The organism is Streptomyces sp. CC208A (assembly GCF_030010625.1).
Lineage (GTDB): Bacteria > Actinomycetota > Actinomycetes > Streptomycetales > Streptomycetaceae > Streptomyces.
In genome coordinates, this window is the sequence record NZ_JASCXN010000052.1 from 15,577 (window position 1) to 34,598 (window position 19,022).

General features: G+C 66.9%; 14 protein-coding genes and 1 pseudogene. 6 read left to right on the forward strand and 9 right to left on the reverse strand.

Features of this window, described 5'->3' with window-relative positions; translation table 11 throughout:
- Positions 1-5: 5 nt before the first annotated feature.
- On the reverse strand, positions 6-476 hold the full coding sequence (locus QK442_RS33910) for a carboxymuconolactone decarboxylase family protein (RefSeq protein WP_282697964.1): 471 nt from the start codon (positions 474-476) through the stop codon (positions 6-8).
- 85 nt (positions 477-561) lie between these two features.
- Positions 562-1,443 carry a sigma-70 family RNA polymerase sigma factor gene (locus QK442_RS33915; RefSeq protein ID WP_282697965.1) on the reverse strand — a complete coding sequence of 294 codons (882 nt, stop codon included), beginning with the start codon at positions 1,441-1,443 and terminating at the stop codon, positions 562-564.
- Between the two features lie 808 nt (positions 1,444-2,251).
- On the opposite strand from QK442_RS33915, the gene QK442_RS33920 reads away from it, so the two are divergent.
- The 3 genes and pseudogenes from QK442_RS33920 to QK442_RS33930 all read left to right on the forward strand — a co-directional run bounded on the left by QK442_RS33920 (position 2,252) and on the right by QK442_RS33930 (position 3,769).
- A complete protein-coding gene (locus QK442_RS33920) occupies positions 2,252-2,590 on the forward strand; it encodes a potassium transporter TrkG (protein WP_282697966.1) in 339 nt (112 codons plus the stop codon).
- Between the two features lie 220 nt (positions 2,591-2,810).
- Positions 2,811-2,948, forward strand: a pseudogene (locus QK442_RS33925) (LacI family transcriptional regulator); the annotation flags it as partial.
- Positions 2,949-3,199: 251 nt separating this feature from the next.
- Positions 3,200-3,769, forward strand: coding sequence for a chaplin (locus tag QK442_RS33930; protein WP_282697967.1), 570 nt, complete (start codon positions 3,200-3,202; stop codon positions 3,767-3,769).
- 551 nt (positions 3,770-4,320) lie between these two features.
- On the opposite strand, the gene QK442_RS33935 is transcribed toward QK442_RS33930, so the two are convergent.
- Both QK442_RS33935 and QK442_RS33940 read right to left on the reverse strand, forming a co-directional pair.
- The gene (locus tag QK442_RS33935) at positions 4,321-5,556 is read right to left on the reverse strand and encodes a hypothetical protein (RefSeq protein WP_282697968.1); all 1,236 of its coding nucleotides are present in this window, start codon (positions 5,554-5,556) and stop codon (positions 4,321-4,323) included.
- Positions 5,553-7,793 carry an ATP-binding protein gene (locus QK442_RS33940; RefSeq protein WP_282697969.1) on the reverse strand — a complete coding sequence of 747 codons (2,241 nt, stop codon included), beginning with the start codon at positions 7,791-7,793 and terminating at the stop codon, positions 5,553-5,555. The genes QK442_RS33935 and QK442_RS33940 overlap by 4 nt, the downstream gene beginning before the upstream one ends.
- A gap of 421 nt (positions 7,794-8,214) precedes the next feature.
- Here QK442_RS33940 and dcm point away from each other — a divergent pair, with 421 nt between their 5' ends.
- Positions 8,215-10,209 (forward strand): DNA (cytosine-5-)-methyltransferase, encoded by a 1,995-nt coding sequence (gene dcm / locus QK442_RS33945; RefSeq protein ID WP_282697975.1) that lies wholly within the window; start codon positions 8,215-8,217, stop codon positions 10,207-10,209.
- Here the strand turns inward: dcm and QK442_RS33950 are convergent.
- Complete coding sequence (locus QK442_RS33950) at positions 10,121-10,618, reverse strand: very short patch repair endonuclease (RefSeq protein ID WP_282697976.1); 498 nt, start codon at positions 10,616-10,618, stop codon at positions 10,121-10,123. The two genes, dcm and QK442_RS33950, sit on opposite strands and share 89 nt — an antisense overlap.
- A gap of 55 nt (positions 10,619-10,673) precedes the next feature.
- On the opposite strand from QK442_RS33950, the gene QK442_RS33955 reads away from it, so the two are divergent.
- Positions 10,674-10,862, forward strand: coding sequence for an AbrB/MazE/SpoVT family DNA-binding domain-containing protein (locus tag QK442_RS33955; RefSeq protein ID WP_014628047.1), 189 nt, complete (start codon positions 10,674-10,676; stop codon positions 10,860-10,862).
- A 28-nt stretch (positions 10,863-10,890) separates the two neighbouring features.
- On the opposite strand, the gene QK442_RS33960 is transcribed toward QK442_RS33955, so the two are convergent.
- The 4 genes from QK442_RS33960 to QK442_RS33975 all read right to left on the reverse strand — a co-directional run bounded on the left by QK442_RS33960 (position 10,891) and on the right by QK442_RS33975 (position 18,210).
- Positions 10,891-12,900 (reverse strand): AIPR family protein, encoded by a 2,010-nt coding sequence (locus tag QK442_RS33960; RefSeq protein ID WP_282697970.1) that lies wholly within the window; start codon positions 12,898-12,900, stop codon positions 10,891-10,893.
- Positions 12,893-13,903: a PD-(D/E)XK motif protein gene (locus QK442_RS33965; RefSeq protein ID WP_282697971.1), complete on the reverse strand. Its 1,011-nt coding sequence runs from the start codon at positions 13,901-13,903 to the stop codon at positions 12,893-12,895. Before QK442_RS33965 ends, QK442_RS33960 begins: the two co-directional genes overlap by 8 nt.
- Positions 13,900-16,671 carry a Z1 domain-containing protein gene (locus tag QK442_RS33970; RefSeq protein ID WP_282697972.1) on the reverse strand — a complete coding sequence of 924 codons (2,772 nt, stop codon included), beginning with the start codon at positions 16,669-16,671 and terminating at the stop codon, positions 13,900-13,902. The genes QK442_RS33965 and QK442_RS33970 overlap by 4 nt, the downstream gene beginning before the upstream one ends.
- A gap of 63 nt (positions 16,672-16,734) precedes the next feature.
- Positions 16,735-18,210 carry an ATP-binding protein gene (locus tag QK442_RS33975; RefSeq protein ID WP_282697973.1) on the reverse strand — a complete coding sequence of 492 codons (1,476 nt, stop codon included), beginning with the start codon at positions 18,208-18,210 and terminating at the stop codon, positions 16,735-16,737.
- Positions 18,211-18,576: 366 nt separating this feature from the next.
- Between QK442_RS33975 and QK442_RS33980 the strand changes: the two genes are divergently transcribed.
- The coding region (locus QK442_RS33980; RefSeq protein ID WP_282697974.1) for a hypothetical protein at positions 18,577-19,022 on the forward strand (446 nt) is incomplete at its 3' end.

Genomic DNA, 19,022 nt, shown 5'->3' on the forward strand with positions numbered 1-19,022 from the left:
CCGCGTCAGCCGAACTGGCCGGGCCGGTACTCGCCGCCGGGGGGCCGGGTGATCACGTTCAGCCGGTTGAAGGCGTTGATCGTGCAGATCAGGGCCACCAGGGCCATGAGCTGGTCCTCGTCGTAGTGCTTCGCCGCGTCCGCCCACGCCTCGTCGGTGACGCCGGCGGAGTCGGCGAGGCGGGTGCCCTGCTCGGTGAGTTCCAGCGCGGCCCGTTCCGCCTCGGTGTAGACGGTGGTCTCCCGCCACGCGCCGACCAGGTTGATCCGTACCTGGCTCTCGCCGGCGGCCGCGGCGTCCTTGGTGCGCATGTCGAGGCAGCCGCCGCAGCCGTTGATCTGGCTGGCGCGGATCCTCACCAGTTCCTGCACCGCCTGCGGCAGGGCCGAGTCGGTGATGGCCGTGTTCGACGAGATGACGTGCCTGGCCCACTTCGCTCCGACCTCGTTGCGCATGGGGTCGATCCGGGTTTCCATCTGGGTCTCCTTCGTCTTCGCCTTGCTTGCACCACTACGACGAAGCCCCCGGCCGCGACGTAACAACCCCATGCGCTCGCGTGCGCTACTCGGGCCGCGCGGGCAGGTCCACGGCGTCCAGGCGCTTGCGGTCGCTCACGGTCGACAGCTCGACGATCCGGCCGTCGACCACGGTGCACGCCACCACGCCGAGCACCTTGCCGTTCGCACCCCAGGCCACGAACCCGGGCTCGCCGTCGACCAGGACCGGGAGCACCGAGGTCATCGCCCGGGCGCCGCGCAGCACCGGTCCGGCGACCTCGGCCGCCCCGACCGTGGTCACCACGCCCTGCGGGTGGAACGTGCGCCAGGTCACCTGCGGATCGAGCACCCGTACGAGCCCTTCGAAGTCTCCGTTGCGCGCCGCGGCGAGAAACGCGTCGACCACCGCGCGCCGCCGCCGCGGCTCCTCCTCCGGCAGCGGTGTGCCCCGCACCTTCCGGCGGGCCCGGCTGGCGAGCATCTTGGCCGCGTCGGCGGACCGGCCGGTGATCTCGCCGATCTCGGCGAACGGCACCGCGAACATGTCGTGCAGGACGAACGCCAGCCGCTCGGTGGGCGTGAGGGTGTCGAGTACGACCAGCAGCGCCAGTCCGACCGAATCGGCGAGCATCGCGTCGTCCTCGGGCGCCGCCCCGCCGTCCACGGTCACCACCAGCTCGGGCAGGCGGTCGTCGTACGACAGCTCGGCCCGGGTCCTGCGCGAGCGCAGCACGTCGAGGCAGACCCGGCCGGCCACGGTGGTCAGCCAGCCGGCCAGGTTGTCGATCGCCGCCGCGTCCTGCCGCGCCAGCCGGATCCACGCCTCCTGCACCGCGTCCTCGGCGTCCACCCGCGACCCGAGCATCCGGTAGGCGACCGCCACCAGACGCTCACGCTGCTGCTCGAAGGCCCCCGCCGGCACTTCGGTCGGACCTGACCCGGTCATCTCGTCACCTTCCCCGCACGAAACACGAACTCCGTCATGACCATGACGGACCCGAAGACACCGAGGTAACCGCCCCGCGCGCGTCGGACGGACCAGAGGAGGCGGGCCTTCGCCGCTCCACGGCGCCGCCGCGCCGTCCAGCGCCGAAGGGACCGGCCGGCGACGGGCTGCGGGCGGTCCGCAGGTGAAGCCGGGCGTCACACGGGCCCGCGGGTACCCGTCCGTGTCCGGAAATGTTCCTGCGGGGTGGGTGACGGCCGCCGTCGACGGAGCAGGGGTTCTCCGGCTGGTCATCGGCGGTTCGGGTTGTTCAGGGAAGGCCGGGATGCGGCGGGGCATGCAGCACGGGTGTGGCAGTCGGTGTTCGCCAGGCATCCGGCCCGTACGGTCGTCATGGCCTTCGCGGCGGTCATCCTCCTCGGCACGGTACTGCTCACGCTGCCCGCGGCCTCCGAGGACGGCGGTGCCACGGGCTTCGTCACCGCCCTGTTCACCTCGACGTCCGCCGCCTGTGTCCCCGGTCTCGTCGTGGTCGACACCGGGACGTACTGGAGCGGGTTCGGTGATGGCGTGATCCTGGCCCTGATCCAGGTCGGCGGCTTCGGCATCATGACCACGGCGTCGCTCCTCGCCCTCCTCGTGCCGGGCAAGATGCGGCTGCGGCTCCAGCTCACCGCGCTGGCGGAGACCAGGAGCCTGGGGATCGGCGACGTACGCCGGGTGCTCCTCGGCGTCGCCGGCACCACGCTCGCGGTGGAGCCGGCGGTCGGCGCGTGGCTCGCGCTGCGCTTCCCGCTTCGGTTACGGGATGCCGGTCCTGGACGCCGCCTGCATGGGGCTCTTCCACGCCGTCTCGGCCTTCGACAACGCCGGCTTCGGCCTGCACGCCGACAGCCTCACGCCGTACGCCATCGACGTCTGGGTGACGCTGCCCGTCGCGGCCGCCGTGATCCTCGGCGGCATCGGCTTCCCCGTCCTCCTGGAGCTGCTGCGCCACCGCAACCGGGCCCGTACGACCGGGCGGCGCGGCCGGTCGCTGCACACCAAGCTCACCGTCGTCACCACGGGCGCGCTGCTGCTCACCGGCATGGTCCTGACCTGCCTCCTGGGGTGGAGCAACCCGGGGCGGTGTGGGGCGCGGCCTTGAGGGGGTGACCCCGTGCTCCTGCCGGCGCTGTGGGCCGCCGACGCCCTGCACGACGGTGCGACCGCTCCGGGCGCGCTCTGCTTCCTGACCGTACTACCGGGCTTCTGCGGCCGTGCCGTCGCGGCCCCGGGTACCGTCGGCGTCTGCCGGCCGTTCCACGACGGCTTCGTGATCCACTCGCGCGGAGAGCCGAGCCGGGAGGAGACACGCGTACGAAGACGAACTCGCCGTCGCCGAGCTCGTCTTCATACGCAACGCGGCCCCGCCCCACGAGGCCGCCCACCGGTGCCGCAACGACTTCGCCACCTGGCTCTTCCGGCCCGCCGCCACCGGCTGGTACCCGAAGAAGGCCCCCAGGAGCCACGCCCCGTCCCCCTCCTCGGCGCCCTTCTGCTCCCTCCGTACGAGCGCTGCGCCGCAGCCCCTTCCACGCGGCGTCCGGTGGCGAGGACGTCGGCCTGGTGAGGTCACGTGGTGAGGTCACGTTTCTCCTCCCTCGCCGCAGCAGGTTGTCCCATTCGGCCGAAAGATCGTGTCCCCGCTCTCGCGGGGGGCGTTGACCGGGAGCACGGCCGCGCTTCCGCGGTCACGTTCGACAAGGAGTGAGTGATGTCTCGCATCGCGAAGGCCGCCGCCGTTCTGGCCGGCACCGGCGCTGTCGCTCTCGGCGGAGCCGGTCTGGCTGTCGCCGACTCGGGGGCGGCCGCCGCCGCGGTCGGCTCGCCCGGTGTGGTCTCCGGCAACGCCGCGCAGGTCCCGGTCCACGTACCGGTCAATGCCTGCGGCAACACGGTCAACGTCATCGGCGCGCTGAACCCGGCCTTCGGCAACACCTGCGTGAACAGCGACGACAACGGCGCGGACGCCGACGCCGTGGCGGCCGGCTCGCCGGGCGTGGGCTCCGGCAACGTCGGCCAGGTCCCGGTCCACGTACCGGTCAACCTCTGCGGCAACACCGGCAGCCTCATCGGTGTCCTGAACCCGGCGTTCGGCAACACCTGCGTGAACGGCGGCGGCTCGGGCCGGGACGGCGGCGTCGAGATGCCCGGCAACGGCGGCGAGGGCCCGGGCGCGGGCCTGCCCGGCTTCCCCGGCACCGGCCTTCCCGGCCTCCCCGGCACCGGCGGCGAGGGCCCCGGTGACGGTGGTGACCACGGCGACGGCGGTTACGGCGGCTGACCTCCCGAGACCGCAGCGGACGCCCTTGAACGGGGGGCGTCCGCTGTCCGTTCTCCTGGCGGCGTTCCCCCGGTCGTGTCCGCGTCCCCCTACGACCTGCCGACCGGGCGGGCCGACGGAACGGCCCTGCGGCTGAGCCCGACGCCGCGCACTCCCCCCGCCGGGAGACCCCCGCCAAGATCGTCTCCCGGTTTTCTCCCCGACGATCTGCAAACGCTCTGCAGAACCACTCAGGGGCCTGATCCGATTTCTCGGATCAGGCCCCTGACCTGGTCTTGCGGCTGTCGGGGTGGCGGGATTTGAACCCACGACCTCTTCGTCCCGAATGAGGTTCGGTGGGTGGGCCTGCCAGCCTCGATGGCGTTTTCGCAGGTCGGAGGGGTGGGGTCGGTTGGTGTCGCGGGGGCTGGAAGGGGTTCGGGGAGCGGGTTGGCTCCCAGATGGCTCCCAGGGCGTGGGGCACAGCGGCGGCGTGTAGGCGGGGGCCGAGGCTTCCGCGGCCGGCGTGCCCTCCGCTGATGATCGCGCACGTTGCCCGAACGCCGGGAAGCTCAGTCCTTCACAACCTCGCCGTTTGCTGATGGCGTGGAAGCCTGCGTCGGCAAGTGCCTGGCTTTCGGCTTCTCAAGTTCCAACCGCACTTTCACGTCGTCGAAGCTTAGGTCCGGGGTTCCGATACGCCCCACCGAGCGGCTGTACGCGATGAGCATCGCCTCCGAGAACGGGCTGTCGAGGGTTGCGACACGTCGCCAGGTTCGCGCCTCGGCGAGCGGGACCGATACCACGTTCTCGAAGTCGACCAAGAGGTCGGGGATGTCGAGGTAGCCAGGAAGAGCGCGGTACCGGTTCTGCTTGTCCCCGAAGACCTGTTTGGCCTGATCCTTGTGGCTGTTGCTCTTCGTGCTGGCCAGCCATGTGGCGATCGCTGGCGACTCCGACTCCTCGCCGTCCTCGGTGAAGATGCGGTCAGCCTTGGCCAGGCGAACGTACTGTGCCTTGGCCTTACGAGGTCGCGCCACGTTGGCGTCCGGGTGGTCCTCATACAGGTCGCAAGCAGGGGTAAGGACGATCCACCAATCGCCCTCGGGGTTGACCACGAGGTCCGTGGCGGTGAGGTGGTGGGTCACGCACGGCTTCAAGTAGACCCGCGCAGCGGAGGGTTGACCAGCAGTGGCGACCGCCTCGCCGTCCCCGGCGTAACCCAGTTCGCTGGGGCCGTTCTCCCTGAGCTCGGCCGCGAGGCGGTTGACGATGATCGGGGTGATCTCGTGGGGATCAGCGCCCGCCATCTCGTGCCAGTGCGGGGCCACGACGTCACGGAGGAAAACGCGGACCTTGCGTTCGACGAGACCGGAGATACGGCGTCTCAACTCCGACACTCCCGAGAGCAGCCCGTCCCGGACTGCGGGAGCGACCTCGTCCCAGGCGTTCTTGGTCACCACACGAATGAGTGGAGGCTTCTCCAGGTCACGCACCTGTTGAGGGACAGCGGTGAAGAAGACCACGGGCAGCCACCGCGCGCCGGCGATGGCGTCGTACAGTTCGTGTCCCCGTCCTTCGATAGCGGCGGAGGGCCTGCCATCGGCGGCGTCGCGGACGTCGAGGATGACCAGGTCGAAGTCCTCGTCGATCAACCGCTGCTCGGCTGCGGAGAAGTCCTGCTCGGACTCGAAGTGGATCTCCCCGAGGTCTGTGAGCTCCTCGGACAGCACTTCGCGAAGGTCCGCGATCATCTGGGCGTCGTCATCGACTATGAGCACCCGATACGCAACGTCGGTCGACGTCACCCAACTCTCCTTCGCAGTCGTGCCCGGAAACTCGCACCCGAGAGGGTGCCGGGGCTCACCAGCCCCAGGTCGCCGTCGTAGAAGTCCTTGACGACGCTGCCTGCGATGCTGAGGCCGAGGCCGACGCCATCAGGCTTGTCGCTGAAGTAGGTCTCGAAGATCAGATCCTTGATCTCCTCGCGCACCCCAGGGCCGTTGTCACTGACCGTGATGTCAACCACGTCCAGTTCGCCCTCGTGATTGCGCTCCGTCTCGATCAGGATCTCGCGTGGGGTGCCCTTGGGCATGGTGGAGAGCCAGTACACGGCGTTGCTCACGAGGTTGACCACAAGAGTCCTGATGTCACCTGGCTCGGCAGTGACGATCACGTCCTCCCCGCCGATCTTCACATCTACACCGTGCTTGGTGATCTCCGACTCCAGTACGTCAACGGCTTCGGAGATGCTCTGGTGCAGAGAGAGCCGGCGGGGCCGTCCACGTTTCCGTCCGCTGAGTGGCTCGATGCGAGCGAAGAGCCGGTCGAGAGCCCTCTCCTGTGCGGTGAAGTCCGTGCGAAGCTTGCCCAGCGCAGCTGACAACTCCACATCGTGTGTCTCGACCTTCGTGGTGATCTTGCCGAGGCGGCGAAGGCCCACGCCGATGCGGGAAAGGGCCGTACGTCCGTCGTGGAGGACAACATCGACCAGGGTTCCCAGGGTCGCGAGACGGGAGAACTGGGCGATGACCTCCTGCACCTTGCGTACGCCTTCGTTGATCGTCTCCGTGGCCTCTTCGATCGCGCGGCTGAGGATGATGTCATCTGGGTGCCGCTCGGCAGCCACCTGTCGCAGCGGGTCCAGGTTGAAGTTCTGGAAGAGCCCGTGGCCCCTGCCTTCGGACGGCCCGGCAAGGAGCGGGGCGTCCGGCGGAGCAGTGGGTTCCCGGCGCAGCCGGTAGCGTTGCGTCTCCAACCTGGCAATCGCCTGGAGTATGACTGCCTTCAGTTCCTCGTACTCCGGGGTGTCGATCAGTCCTTCGCGGTGCGAGCGGTCCAGGAGGCCGGGGTTGTCATCGGCCGAGATGTAGACGAATCCCGCCACTTGCCGGTTGGAGAGACGCAGCGTCGGGTTGTTGATGCGTCGCTGATCGAAACCAAGCCAGTCGAACCCGGGTTCCCCGAACGGCTGCACACGGAACCCGTCCCGGTACAGGGCCACACCGCTGTTGTTCCGGATGAGTTCCCGTACGTCGTTGGTGTTCCTCGCGCTGGTGTCGAGTGCCAGGAGCGGCTTGATGGCCGACGACTCGAGGTCCCAGACCCGGAAGTCCAGTTTCAGAGGGCCACACGAGGGCCTCTTCGAGTCCTTGCGGAGGTTGTCCTGGACGACCTCTACCGGTTCTTCGCCGCCGGCGTAAATGGCCAGGCGCGCGTCCCCGTCGGCATCCACGGCGCCGACGAGGCGATAGCGGGGATGGGCCAGCGTCTCACTCGCAGCAACGAACCCGCTGAGGTGGCGGAGCGGCCCCTCCGGAGTGTCGATGTAGATCGAGAACTCCGGCTGGTCCGGCACAGAGAGCTCGGCAGGAGGCGGCGGGGGGAGGAGCCTGGACAGGGAACGCTTGAGGGCCTCGATCTCGTTCGTTCCCCAAGCCGTGCGAAGCCTCTCGAGTCGGACCACGGTGCCATGTGCCGTGCCGACGGCTGTAGCGGGCGCTGACTGAAATTCCCGGAGGATCTCGGAAAAGGTCTGCGCCGCTATGCCTCCGTCTACGAAGACGCTCGGAGTGGTCGTGGACAGGGAGACCGGAACCTCATCCAGGTATGCGTCACCATCCGTGAAGTCCCCCCAGTCGATGCGAAGGGTGACTTCCTGCTCATCGACCCGCCGAGTCGTGATCGTGGCGGTATGGCCAAGTCGAGCTGAGGCGAACCGGCCGATGCCTTTGGCGCCCAGCACGCGACGCCCACCTGACTCACTGCGTGGGTTCCGGTGCCTGTGTGGGGTGGCGATCTCCATCCACGTGCCGCGCACCGTGGCTGGCGACATGCCGTGCCCGTTGTCCCAGACCTCGATCGAGCCCTCACCCTCTTCGAGGGGAGGGTTGAAGCGGATCAGTACGAGGCTGGCGTCCGCGTCGTAGGCGTTCTTCACCAGCTCGGTGAGGGCGACGCGTTCGTTGCTGATCAGTTCTTCGCCGAGCGTGCTCATGAGCCGGGCCCGCGGCCGGAGATACGCCTTCGCGCTCTCGGAGTCCACCCATGCCCCCGCTCGTCAACTGTCAGCCATGTTCTGCAGTGTGTGGCGGCCAAGATTCTACTAACTACCCATCAGCGAGCTAGGTGGGCGGCCCTCGTAAGTGGCCGAAACCGTGCCCAGGTTCACGCCGACTCGAACGTGTCTTCAGCTCCGCCGGATCGTTGACCAGCTTGTCCGGCCAATCCGGGCCCCGAGAGCGACGCTGTCACTGCTGTCCTCTACGATTGCCTCTGGTAACGCACCAGAACGTCGGTTCGAAGCCGAGGTCTGGGGGGCCGTGCGGACTCGCGCGGGTACCCGGCAGAGCGCAGCATCGGTCTCACGGGATTTCCGGAGGTCAGCGTGGTGGAATCCTTGCCTCCACCAGCGCGTCTGTGATCTCCTGGTGCTCGTTGTTCTCGCTGGTGTGGAGGTGCGTGCTGTGCAGGAGTCGCACTACGGCGTACCCCTGGAACGGAGCGACTATCTCAAGCTCCCGCGGCACCGGCACAGCTGCAGGCCCGAGCGGTTCGCAAAGTGGCTCGAAGGGTACGGCAAGGGGCGTCGCCTCGCCGTGGACCTCTTTTCCGGAGCAGGCGGTCTGAGTCTTGGGCTTCAGCGAGCTGGCTGGACCACTGCAGCCGCTGTCGACTTCGACGAGCGTGCCCTTGAGACCCATGCGGCCAACTTCCCCGGCATGAGTCTGCACATGGACCTGGGGAACCCTGCCGAGCGTGACAGGCTCGAGGAGCTGCTGGAGCCGGCGAAGGGGAAGATCGATCTGGTGGCGGGGGGACCGCCGTGCCAGCCGTTCAGCAGGGCTGGGCGGAGCAAGATCCGCCACCTTGTAGAGCACCATGGCCGCGACCCTCACGACCTCCGCAAAGAGCTGTGGAGTGCGTACCTGGACGTCATAAAGAGGATCAGGCCGCGCGCCGTCCTCATGGAGAACGTCCCGGACATGGGCCTCGGCGACGACTTCTTCGTGGTCCGCGTGATCGAGCAGCAGCTCGAGGAGCTCGGCTACGCAACCCAGGTACGCCTTGTCGACGCATGGCGCTATGGAGTACCCCAGCACCGGAAGCGGCTCATCCTGCTGGCCCGGAACGACATCGAGAGGTTCGAGTGGCAACAGGAGGTCGCCGAGGACGAACGCACCACCCTGCGCCACGCCATTGGTGACCTCCCTCCCCTCACCGTGGTGCCCACGGAGCGTGTCGGCGAGCGTGAGATGCCCTACGGCACCCCCTCCGAAGATCTGTCCGACTTTGCCAGAGAGATGCGCAAGCGCGCGAAGCGTGAGGTCGTCTTCGACCACATGACCAGGAGGGTCAGGTCGGACGACTGGGTGATCTTCGACAGCATGGACTCCGACACCCTGTACTCGGACATCGACCCTGAGCTCCAGCGGTACAGCGCCGAGCACTTCACCGACAAGTACAAGAAGCTTGACTGGGACGACCTGAGCAGGTCGATCACCGCCCACATCGCCAAGGACGGCTACTGGTACATCCATCCGGACCAGAACCGCACCCTGACCGTTCGGGAGGCGGCACGGGTACAGACCTTCCCGGACCGGTTCAGGTTCGCTGGGACGCGTAGTGACGCCTTCCGGCAGATCGGCAACGCGGTGCCACCCCTCCTGGGCAAGGCCGCCGCGGAAGTGCTGTTGCCTGTCGAGGGGTGCCAGGCCCGGGAAGGCGGGCTCCAGCCCCGCTGGCGCACGGCCCGCGAGGACCTGACTGCCTGGGCGGAACGGCAGCGTAACGGGGAGAACTGGTACCAATTGCCCAAGCTGTCGTCAGTGCACGCGGCGGTCGTGGCGGTGTTGGCGGGAACCCGGGCGCAACCCGGTCAGATGCACGAGATGCTCGAGATAATCCGGGAGAACGCGACTCTGACCAAGTCCGCTCTGCGCACTCTCCTTGAATCAGCCCCCACGGCAGCCGTTCGGGCACGCCTCGACAGGCTGACCGCCGTGGCCGGCAAGTCAAGTGTCTGGTCCGAGGACGAGGAGAAGCAGAAGGAGCTGCCGAAGCGCCTGGGGATGAAACCAGCCGAGGGCGCGCTCTACCGGCTGCTGATCGATGACGACCTTCTGTGGGTGGGACAGAGCGCGCTGCGCGTCGCTGCCCGGCTGCACGGCAGCGACTCTGACCGCACCAACCGGCTCAGTGACGGTCGCGTGCACTTGGTGAAGCTCGTCGGTGCAGGAGAAAAGGCCCCCCTGCGCATGGCTGCGCTACGACTCATCGGAAGCACACTGTGCAACGCAAAGAATCCTCTCTGTGATCAGTGTCCTCTCAGTAGCTACTGCGCGGGCAGGGAAAGCACTGAGGGGGACCTGGTCACGGATGCTCTGAGTGGGACGCACGGTCGGCAGCCTGTTCCTGCCCAGTCGCGCGAGAAGGAGCCGAACACCGCTCGGCAACCATGAGTGCTGCCGCCGCTGGACTGGCCTTGACCTCGCACTCCCACACCCGGAGCACGGTCCATCCGGCGGCCTCCGCTGCTTCCGTGTTGCGTCTGTCTCGGGCCCTGTTGGTCTCGATCTTGTCCGTCCAACGCTCGGCGTTCGGCCCGCGGAACATCTTGGGGCCGTGCTTCGGGCAGCCGTGCCAGAAGCAGCCATCAACAAAGACGGCCACGTGGTATCTGGGAAGCACGAAGTCGGCCGTGCACCTGGGAGCCACCCTCTGGTGAAGGCGGAACCTGAGGCCCAGCCGGTGCACCGCCTTCCTGAGGGCCACCTCCGGCCTGGTGTCCCTCACGCGTCGGCCGCGAAGGTGCTCACCCTCCGGAGTGGCGACCCACCCACGGTCCGGCGTCAGCCCTCCTCCACTCATGACCACATTCCCAGTCTGTAGACGTCCTCGACTCGGAGGGTGTCACACTCTTCCCATGCTCCGGGAACCAGCCGAACTCCATGTCGATGATCAGGGCCGGATCGAGCTGCCGCTCGGCCTGCTGGCGGAGGCCGGCATCGCACCGGGCTCCGATCTCGTCGCCTTCAGTGACGGTGACGGACGGATTGTCCTGAGGCGGGCCGAGGACGCCGTCAGGGACCTGGTCGAGAAGGGCATGCTCTGACCGAGGACTCAGGACCTGCGTGGTCCCATCACTGAGCAGGAGTGAACCCCAGGCGCAGAGCCTCACTACGCGCGTGAAGGGCTTGGAGTGCTTGTGTCTCGGGCACCTCTTGGCCGTTCTCCATCCGTCTCCCGACGGACTGGGCCAGCTGCCTCTGCCAGGGTTCGAGGTTGTGCGTCTCCTTGGCCCACCGCTCCAGCGCGTACCACTCGCCGGTTGGCACAACCACGAGTTCCTCGAGCGCCCCCTCGGCGTCCGGGCTGCCGCCGGCCAGTGCTGCTTCGTCCAGGGGCAGGTCCAGGAGCTCGGCCGCCAGGGCATCGGGGACCGCCCAGCGCACTCGTGAAACGGCGTCCCAGCACCCCACTTTCTTGGCCCACTCGCCCACATGGTTGCCCTCCAGCGGGTTCGTCACCGCCTCCATGACGCGGGGGCACAGATTGTCCACCGCGGCTTCCAGGGCGGCGGAGATCCCCTGCTCACGCCAGATCCGGTCAAGGTCGATCCGCTGCTCGGTAGCCAGGGACAGTCTCGCCATCGTGTACGTCGTCACAAGGCTCTTGTGACTGCCCGCTCCATGGCCGGCGGCAACCTGGTCCACGGCCTTGAACAGGATCGCCATTGCGATCACCCGCTGGCAGTACTGGATGTCGACACGCGGTGGCGCCTCGTCGATACGCAGCATGAACTCGACAAAGTTCTTCTGTGCACCCCGACTCACCAGGTGGGGCAGCTGGATCCACGAGTGGACGAACTTCGCCAGATCGGCCTTGGTGAACCTCTTCCTCGTCGGATTGATCCTCTTGAACTGGCGTTGCCGGGCAGGAGTACGGGCTTTGGCAAGCTCGTCCGTGTACTGGCCGCGTGCCCGCTCGTAGAACCAGTGGGTCTCCTGACCACTGCCGTCGGCTGCGGGAGCCCAGAGAGAACGGGTGATCCGCTGGATCGCTACGTGATACTCGTGGTTCGAGCTGAAGTCGACCTGGGTCACCCGGTTCTGCGTGTTCGAGTACTCCGAGATCTTGGGAACAATCTCGGTGAGACGCTCGGGCGAGACCTCCGTCAACTTCATCTGGACCCGGACCTGGGACAGGTCGGCCTTGTCCCGTGACCGGGCATAGTGGAGTGACGCCGTGGTCTGCCCGCCGTTGACGATCTGGAGGCCGTGTACGCGGGAGATGTGGGTCGGCTCTCCGTCCGGGCCTGTCACGAAGTCGACCTGGGAGGCCGTTGCCGTGATCCCGTTGTTGTAGGCCAGGAAGCGGCCGGGCGCGTGCAACAGGGTCTCCCGGATGCCTCGGTTCACGGAACCACGGGCCTGCAGGAACGAACGCACATTGAGTTCGAGAAGCCGTGTCCCGTGCTCCGCGTACAGCTCCGCCAGCATCTCTCCGGGTATCACAGCGAGCACGACGGAGTGGTCCCGCTCCGAACTCGGAGCGGAAACGCAGGGCAGCGGAGGCGTGAAGGGAACCACGATGGGCTCGCTGAGCGATCCCGACGTCTCGTGACGGTGCAGCCGCGCCAGGTCCCACACCTCGTGGACGACCGGGAGGCCGTCGAAGCGGGTGGGCGGGACCTCCACGGTCGTGGCGACCCGGTTGCTGAGGAGGAAGAGCCTGATCCTCTGCACCTCGGTCAGGGCCTTCTCGACCGCCTCGCACATGTCGTACACGTCGAAGGACTCGTCAATATGTTGCTGCAGCCCCTCCTGGCAACGACGAGCGAAGGTCAACAGGCGTTTGAACGAGGTCTCGGTCTGAGCCTTGGTGAGTTTCGTCTCCAGCGGGGCCAGGTGGAAGTCGGTGAGGAAGAGGTCCAAGGACTCACCCGCCTCTCCGATGCCGTACGCATGGACCTCGTGACCGTGGGCCTTGTGGTACGCGCTGAAGGTGTTGGAGACGACGCCGGCCTTCTCCAGGTCGAACAAGACCCTGTGTGTGAACGCCTCCGGAGTGGTCGTTCCCTCGGCGTCCGCGGTCGCCTGTACGTCAGCGACGAGGCTCCGGGAGTACTCGGCCAGGTCCTGCTCACTCATGCGCTCCCCCGATCAACATGCTCACATCGTCGGCTGACGCCTGGTAGCTGTCCAACCCCGAGACGGTCACGTGGTAGGTACAGTTGCTGACGCCCTCGGGAAGATCCGACTCGACAAGCCTGGGAAAGTCATCCCGAACGTGCCAGAAGCGCAGGTCACGAAGGGTGTAACGAGGTTCGTCATAGAGATCGTGATGCCCGGGCAGGTAACCTGCCTGGATCAGCAGGCCGTCGAATCGGGCCCTGGCAGCAGCGCTGGCAAGTTGCTCCCGGACGCACTGCACACGACGGTTCAGGCTCTCGCCGGACCCACCCCGTCGTTCGTCGAGCACCATCATGCACAGCAGCAGGTGAGGGACACCGGTGTCGTCCAGCTGTCGCTCACTTGCTATGCGGACGCTGCGGGGGTGTTTCGCGGCACTGGCCTTGACCTCGATCGCGACTCCAGGGAGCTGGAAGTCCTGGTTGGCGCCTGTCGGTCCCGTCCAGGACTCCACAGCCTCGCTCTCGGGCAGGGCGGTCAGGAGGTGGTCACCAAGCACCAGAAGTTCCCCGTACAGCCCCCTCCGTGCCTCCGCTCCCAGCCCGTCCCTGCCAACCGTGCGCAGGAGATCCTGCCAGCGCTCGAACCGGTTCACAGCGGCTGTCAGAGCGTCTGCAGCGGCCGGCGCTGTACGCGCGGTGTCGGCCACGTCGGTCACGAGTGGGTTGAACACTTCCCGGAGGTCGTTCGCCGTCAGGACCAACTGGAGCTCGTACTCGAGGCGCGACACCGCACTCAGCTGCATCTCGATGCCGGCCGCCCGGGGCAGTCGCCCAACCGAACGCACGATGTGGTCTGCCGAGCGGGCGTCAGCCCTGAGTACCAGCATGCGCTGTCGACCCGGATGGGCGACGGAGAGAAACACGTCTAGCGGGGAGTCCGGATGCAACCGACGACTGGAGCGTCCTGGCGAGTCGTGAGGGCGCTCGAGCTCGTGCCAGTCCTCCTCGGTCACCGTCACGCCTCGTCCTCCTCGTCGAGGGCGTAGATGTCCTCCTGCAGGTAGATGCTGTTCGCCACGTACTCGGTCTTCGACTGGTTACGGGAGTAGGGAAAGCTCACCTGGAAGCCCACCAGCGGCAGCTCGGGGGAGTCGTCCTCGGATCCCGGTACTTCAATGGGATAGATGAGTAGCAGGGCTTGGTCGGGACGTCGCTGACGACGGAGGTACGGGCCCGACGGGTGCTTCGGGACCGAGGTCTTCTCCTTCTGCTTCGCTGCCTTCCCGGCGGCCTCCCGTGCCGCTTCAAGCTGTGCTTCGTCGAGGTCGAGCCCCTCGTCGCGCGGGCTGAGAACACGACGGATCGTGTACCGCCCCTCTGCTCTGAACTCCGGGTTGAGCGGGGCACGCGTAACTGGCCCGACCGAGTGCCCGGCCACGTCCACGGGAGTGGCCGCCGACTTGCCCACCAGGCAGACGGTCCAGTTGCCCAGCTCACCCACCTTGGCACACTGCTCGATGTACTTGGCGATGAGTCGGGGACGGACCCTCTGTGCCATGCGGTCTGTCTCGTAGGAGGCCACGAACTCGGAGACCACTTCCGGCGGTACCCCCCGCCACATCACCGTGCCGCCGTTGACCGCCGTTGCGGGTTCCGTGATGCCGTCGAGGTGCCGCACGAGGTCCTCGAGTGATTTGAAGTTACGCTTCACAGCCCTGTCGGCGAGGTTGAAGATCACTGTCTCCGGCCCCTCGCCGGAGTAACTGAGCAGGATCCTCTCACTCTGCCTCATCTTGTTCGCCGCAGTGACCATGAGCCCCAGCGACGACGAGCGGACCTTCAGACCGAACTGCCTGGGCGTGAGACCGAGAGTGGCCATCTCCTCCACCTCGCGGCGCAGTTCGTCGGTCGCAGCCGTGACCTCCACGTAGGCGTCCTCGACGGCAGGCGTGGTGTACAGCCTGCACAGGTCCTCGTACCCGGGCCGGTACCCGAACCACCTGCCCATCTGCAGCAGCGTGTCGTACGTGTTGGCCCAGCGCAGGTAGTAACTGACCGTGAGCCCTGAGAGCGTGAGGCCCCGGGACAGCTTCTGTCCGCCGATGGCGATGACGGAGAGACCGTCCTTACGGTTGTCGTAGTAGTCGAGAGCGTCCCGGGAAGTGCCGTTCACCGCCTTGACCTGGATCTTCCTGATCGCGTCCAGAAGCTCCGTCGACACCTGCTCCCAGGCCAGAGGTTCAGCCTCGTCAGCCGGGAAGTGCGCAGTGGTGGGAACGAAGTCGCGCTCCCAGAGTTCCTGGAGCTCCGCAAGAAGTTTCGGCCCTCTCCCGTACCGGTCACGGAGCGAGTCCACGAGGAAGTGCAGGTGGTCCTCCACCTGTTCGCGGACAAGGCTCTGCACAGCCGTGAACCGGGTCACGTGCACCAACATGGAGTTGTGCACCCTTACCTGGCCCCTGGCCCGGCGAGCCGCGCACGAGAGCACGAACGACGCAACGGCCTCACGTAGAGACCGAGGCAGATCCCCACGGGGCCTGTCGCCGGCCTTGTGCCGGCTCGGCAACCAGCTGTCGGAGTCGTTCACGTGACGCACCAGCGGCAGCGGGTGCACGTCCTCCTCGTCCTCGTCATCCACCTGGAGTCCGAACACGCGCTCCGGGCCAAGATAGTTCGAGGGCGAGGGGAGGCTGCGGATGAAGCTCTCCGGGAAGAGGTCCTCGCCCACCTCGTCGTGGTCTGCGTCGGGGTCGATGTAGATGTTGGCGAACGGGGTGGCGGTGTAGCCGACGTACGCCGCCCTGTCGAAACTGTTGATAAGGTCTCGGATTGCCCGGTTTGTCCTGGTAGGGTCGTCGTCGGGATCGCGGACCGTGTTGATCGACGCGTTGTCGGCCTCGTCGTCGATGACCAGGAGCGGAACGTCGCGCACGAGCTTGCGGCCGCTCTCGCCCTCGGTGCCCTGCACGTCGGTCACCCACCTGCGCAGGTACTCGAGAATCTTCCAGTGCTTCTTGACGACGAGCACGACAGGAAAGCTGCCGAGCGGGAAATTGATCGTTGCAGCGGCCTGGCGTCCGAAGTCCCCCTTCTCGGAGCTGTTCGTCGGAGACGCGATGTCAAGCTTCTTGCCCTGCAGCGGCATGAGTCCAGCACCGATGGTGCGGGAGTCCCCGTTCTCGTTGGAGCGCATCTGGTGCTGGGTGTCGAAGCCCAGCAGTCCCTCGTCTATGCGCAGTTGCGTCTGGCTCCGGAGGTCGTTGTGGATGCCGGCGAGAACGACGACGAGCTTGTAGCCCGCGTCAACCGCCTTCGAAGCGAGTCCGATGTACTGTCCGGTCTTGCCTGACTGCACCTGGCCGATCACGAGCCCCTTGCGGCGCCAAGGGCCGGGCCGCCGCGGATCCTCCAGTTGGCTCAAAACCTCGTCCGAGGTCTGGTCCAGCCGTCGCACGACCGAAAGCGGCAGGTCCTCGACATCCTCGAGGAACCAGCGGTATCGCTCCCAGAAATCCCAGGAACGGTTGTTCTTCGCCTCAGGGAGCCAGGGCTCGTGCCCCTTGAGATCAACGAGTCCCAGGGAACGCTCCTGGAACACCGTGATCATGGCCTCGATCTCCTTGGCCAGCTGGTCCCGGTCCAGATCCTCCCCCTGTGCGGCCAGCATGCCGAAGATCGCGTTGACCGCGATCTGCACCTCGCTCGGGCTCGGCTGCCGGTCCTGTGGCAGGAAGCTGCGTACCAACCGCTTCGCCTTTGCGAGGGGTTCGTCGGGGGTGGAGCTCACGGAGAACCTCCAACTGGTCTGAGACGGTATGGAGCAGAGTATTGGCGACCACCGACAGCAGGCTCAGGTGCTCCAGAACCCCTGTAGCTGGTCGAAGGGAGACATGGTGCGCAGCCGTTCGCGCGCCGCGGCGGGCGAACGGCCACCCGAGACGAGGGACTCGTAGATGCGCTGCGCGACCTCGGTCGCCGTCTCGTCGGCGGGGCCCGCCCCACCGAAGGGATCGGGATCGTCGCTGGTGTCGGTCTCGTGCATCACACGAAGCGTGGCGACCGGTACCGTCTCCTCCAGGAGACGGATCAGAGCACGCACATCACCGGGGTTTGCGCCTCCCGGCCTCAGCGTGGCCTGGACCAGTGGATGGCTGCGGTTGATCCGGCAGGCGAGCCGGCCGTCCGTACGACGCACGTTCCAGACGTACACCAGCGGATCACCGTGTGTACGCGCGGCTACCTGGCCGCGGTGTCGCAGCACCTCTGCGGCCCTCGTGCGGGCCTGACGTGCGATGCGGTGAAGGTGTGGTCGCAGGCTGACAGGTGGGACGACGCTGGACTTTCGCACGTCGACTCCCCACTCGGCGTCTGATTCGGCCGGGATGTCGACAGAGATGCGAGCGAGGTTGTACTTCTCCTCGCGACGCATCCCGCGTTGCCCCAACCAGTCCCCCGCAAGAATCAGACGGTTGCGCCGGTACACGTAGAAGCCCTGCTGATCAAGCCATCCATGCGGCCCTGCCGCATGGATGAACTCGTCAGGAGACAGGCGGTGAGCGCTCGGGAGGACGAACGCCTCGACCTTCACCGATCCGTTCCCCAGGGGAAGTTCCTCTGCAGGAAGCCGTTGGACTGAGGGGTGAGCCGTCATGAATGGGTCCCAGGGCTGTACGGCGGTTCCGGAAACCCTTAGAGCGCGTCGCCGGGTTCCCGTGAGGAACCGTGCAAACACCATGCCGAGATGCGCCTCGGTGCGCGTCGCCTCGGCATAGAACTGCTTTTGGGTACGCTCGTCGTCCTCGGTGGCAGCGGCGGTGTGATAGCCGTTGAGCCGACGCCACAACACCACCGTGCCATGGCCGCCGGAAGGCCGGACTCTCTGGATAATGGCGGCGGTGTCGTCGTCGGCCCCGTGGAGCAACCGCCACTCGCCGTACTTCTCGACCACGTCGAGGTCCCACGTGCGCGTGTGCCACTGGCCGTCGCAGGCTGTCGCCACGGTGAGTTGTCTCGCCTGGGAGAACGACGCGGACTTCAGACCGACCCCGAACCGCCCCAGATCAGTGGGCGAGCGAGGCGTTGCCGGTCCTCGCGCCGCCACGGTCATGGCCGTGACGAGTTCCTCCTGGCTCATGCCGTCGCCATCGTCCACGACCGCGATCCAGGAGTCGCTGCCGACCCAGGCGAACTCGACGTCGATGCTCTGTGCCTTCGCAGAGATGCTGTTGTCGACGAGGTCGGCAATCGCTGCCGGCAGCGAGTAGCCCAGCGAGCTCAGCGAGGCGACCATCCCGGCGGGCTCGGGTGCTGCGATGTCGTACGTCACGTGTGGTCCCACTTCCCCCCCCGGGCCCCTCGGCCGGTGCGCAGCTGTCCCGGAGAGCCAGAGGCACCGGGCGGACAGAGACCGCAGCTGGAACACGCCCGCCAGGTCGGTCACGCGGGCTCCCCCACCCGTCGCTAATGGTACTGGCACGGAGGCACAAGGCTTCCGTATGTCCGCGGCTTGGGAGCAGGAGTTGCGCTGCAGCTTGGAAGCGACATACCTGTGCCACGAGGGTCAGACCGGAACGAGACGAGAGCGGCGATCGGCAATCGTCAGCGCACCCAGGCGTGCGACAGCGACTGATGTGAATGGGCCGCAGGGTTACGGTGGCGGTAGAAGGTCGCTGGTAACTACTAGGAGCCGCCCGTGATTCCGGTCGTGGACGTAGAGGTTGACCCCAGCTTTCCCGCCAATGTGGCGTTAGGTCTGCCACCTGAGGACGAGATCGATGAAGAGGGATACGGGTTCTTCCGGGGAGTATGGGACATCGGCGATGTGAGCCACGCGGAGGCCGTCGCCATGGTCAAGGAGGAGCGACACCTCGCCAACCTGGTCGACCGTGCCGCGCTGACCCCCGTTGACTTCGAGGCAATCGCCAGCGCGTTGGAGTCGAACGACCCGGCCAGCCTGCCAGCAGGCTTTGTCGCCGAGCATTCCGAGAGTGAGATAGTCGAACTCGTTGGGGACGGCTATACCGCCGAACCACTTCTCGGCTCCCTGGAACTCGGCGTGGCGGGCATCTCGTATGCCCTTACATCCATTGGCTGCTTCACTGCAGCAAGCTGCCGGAGCCACCTGTCCGATCACTCATG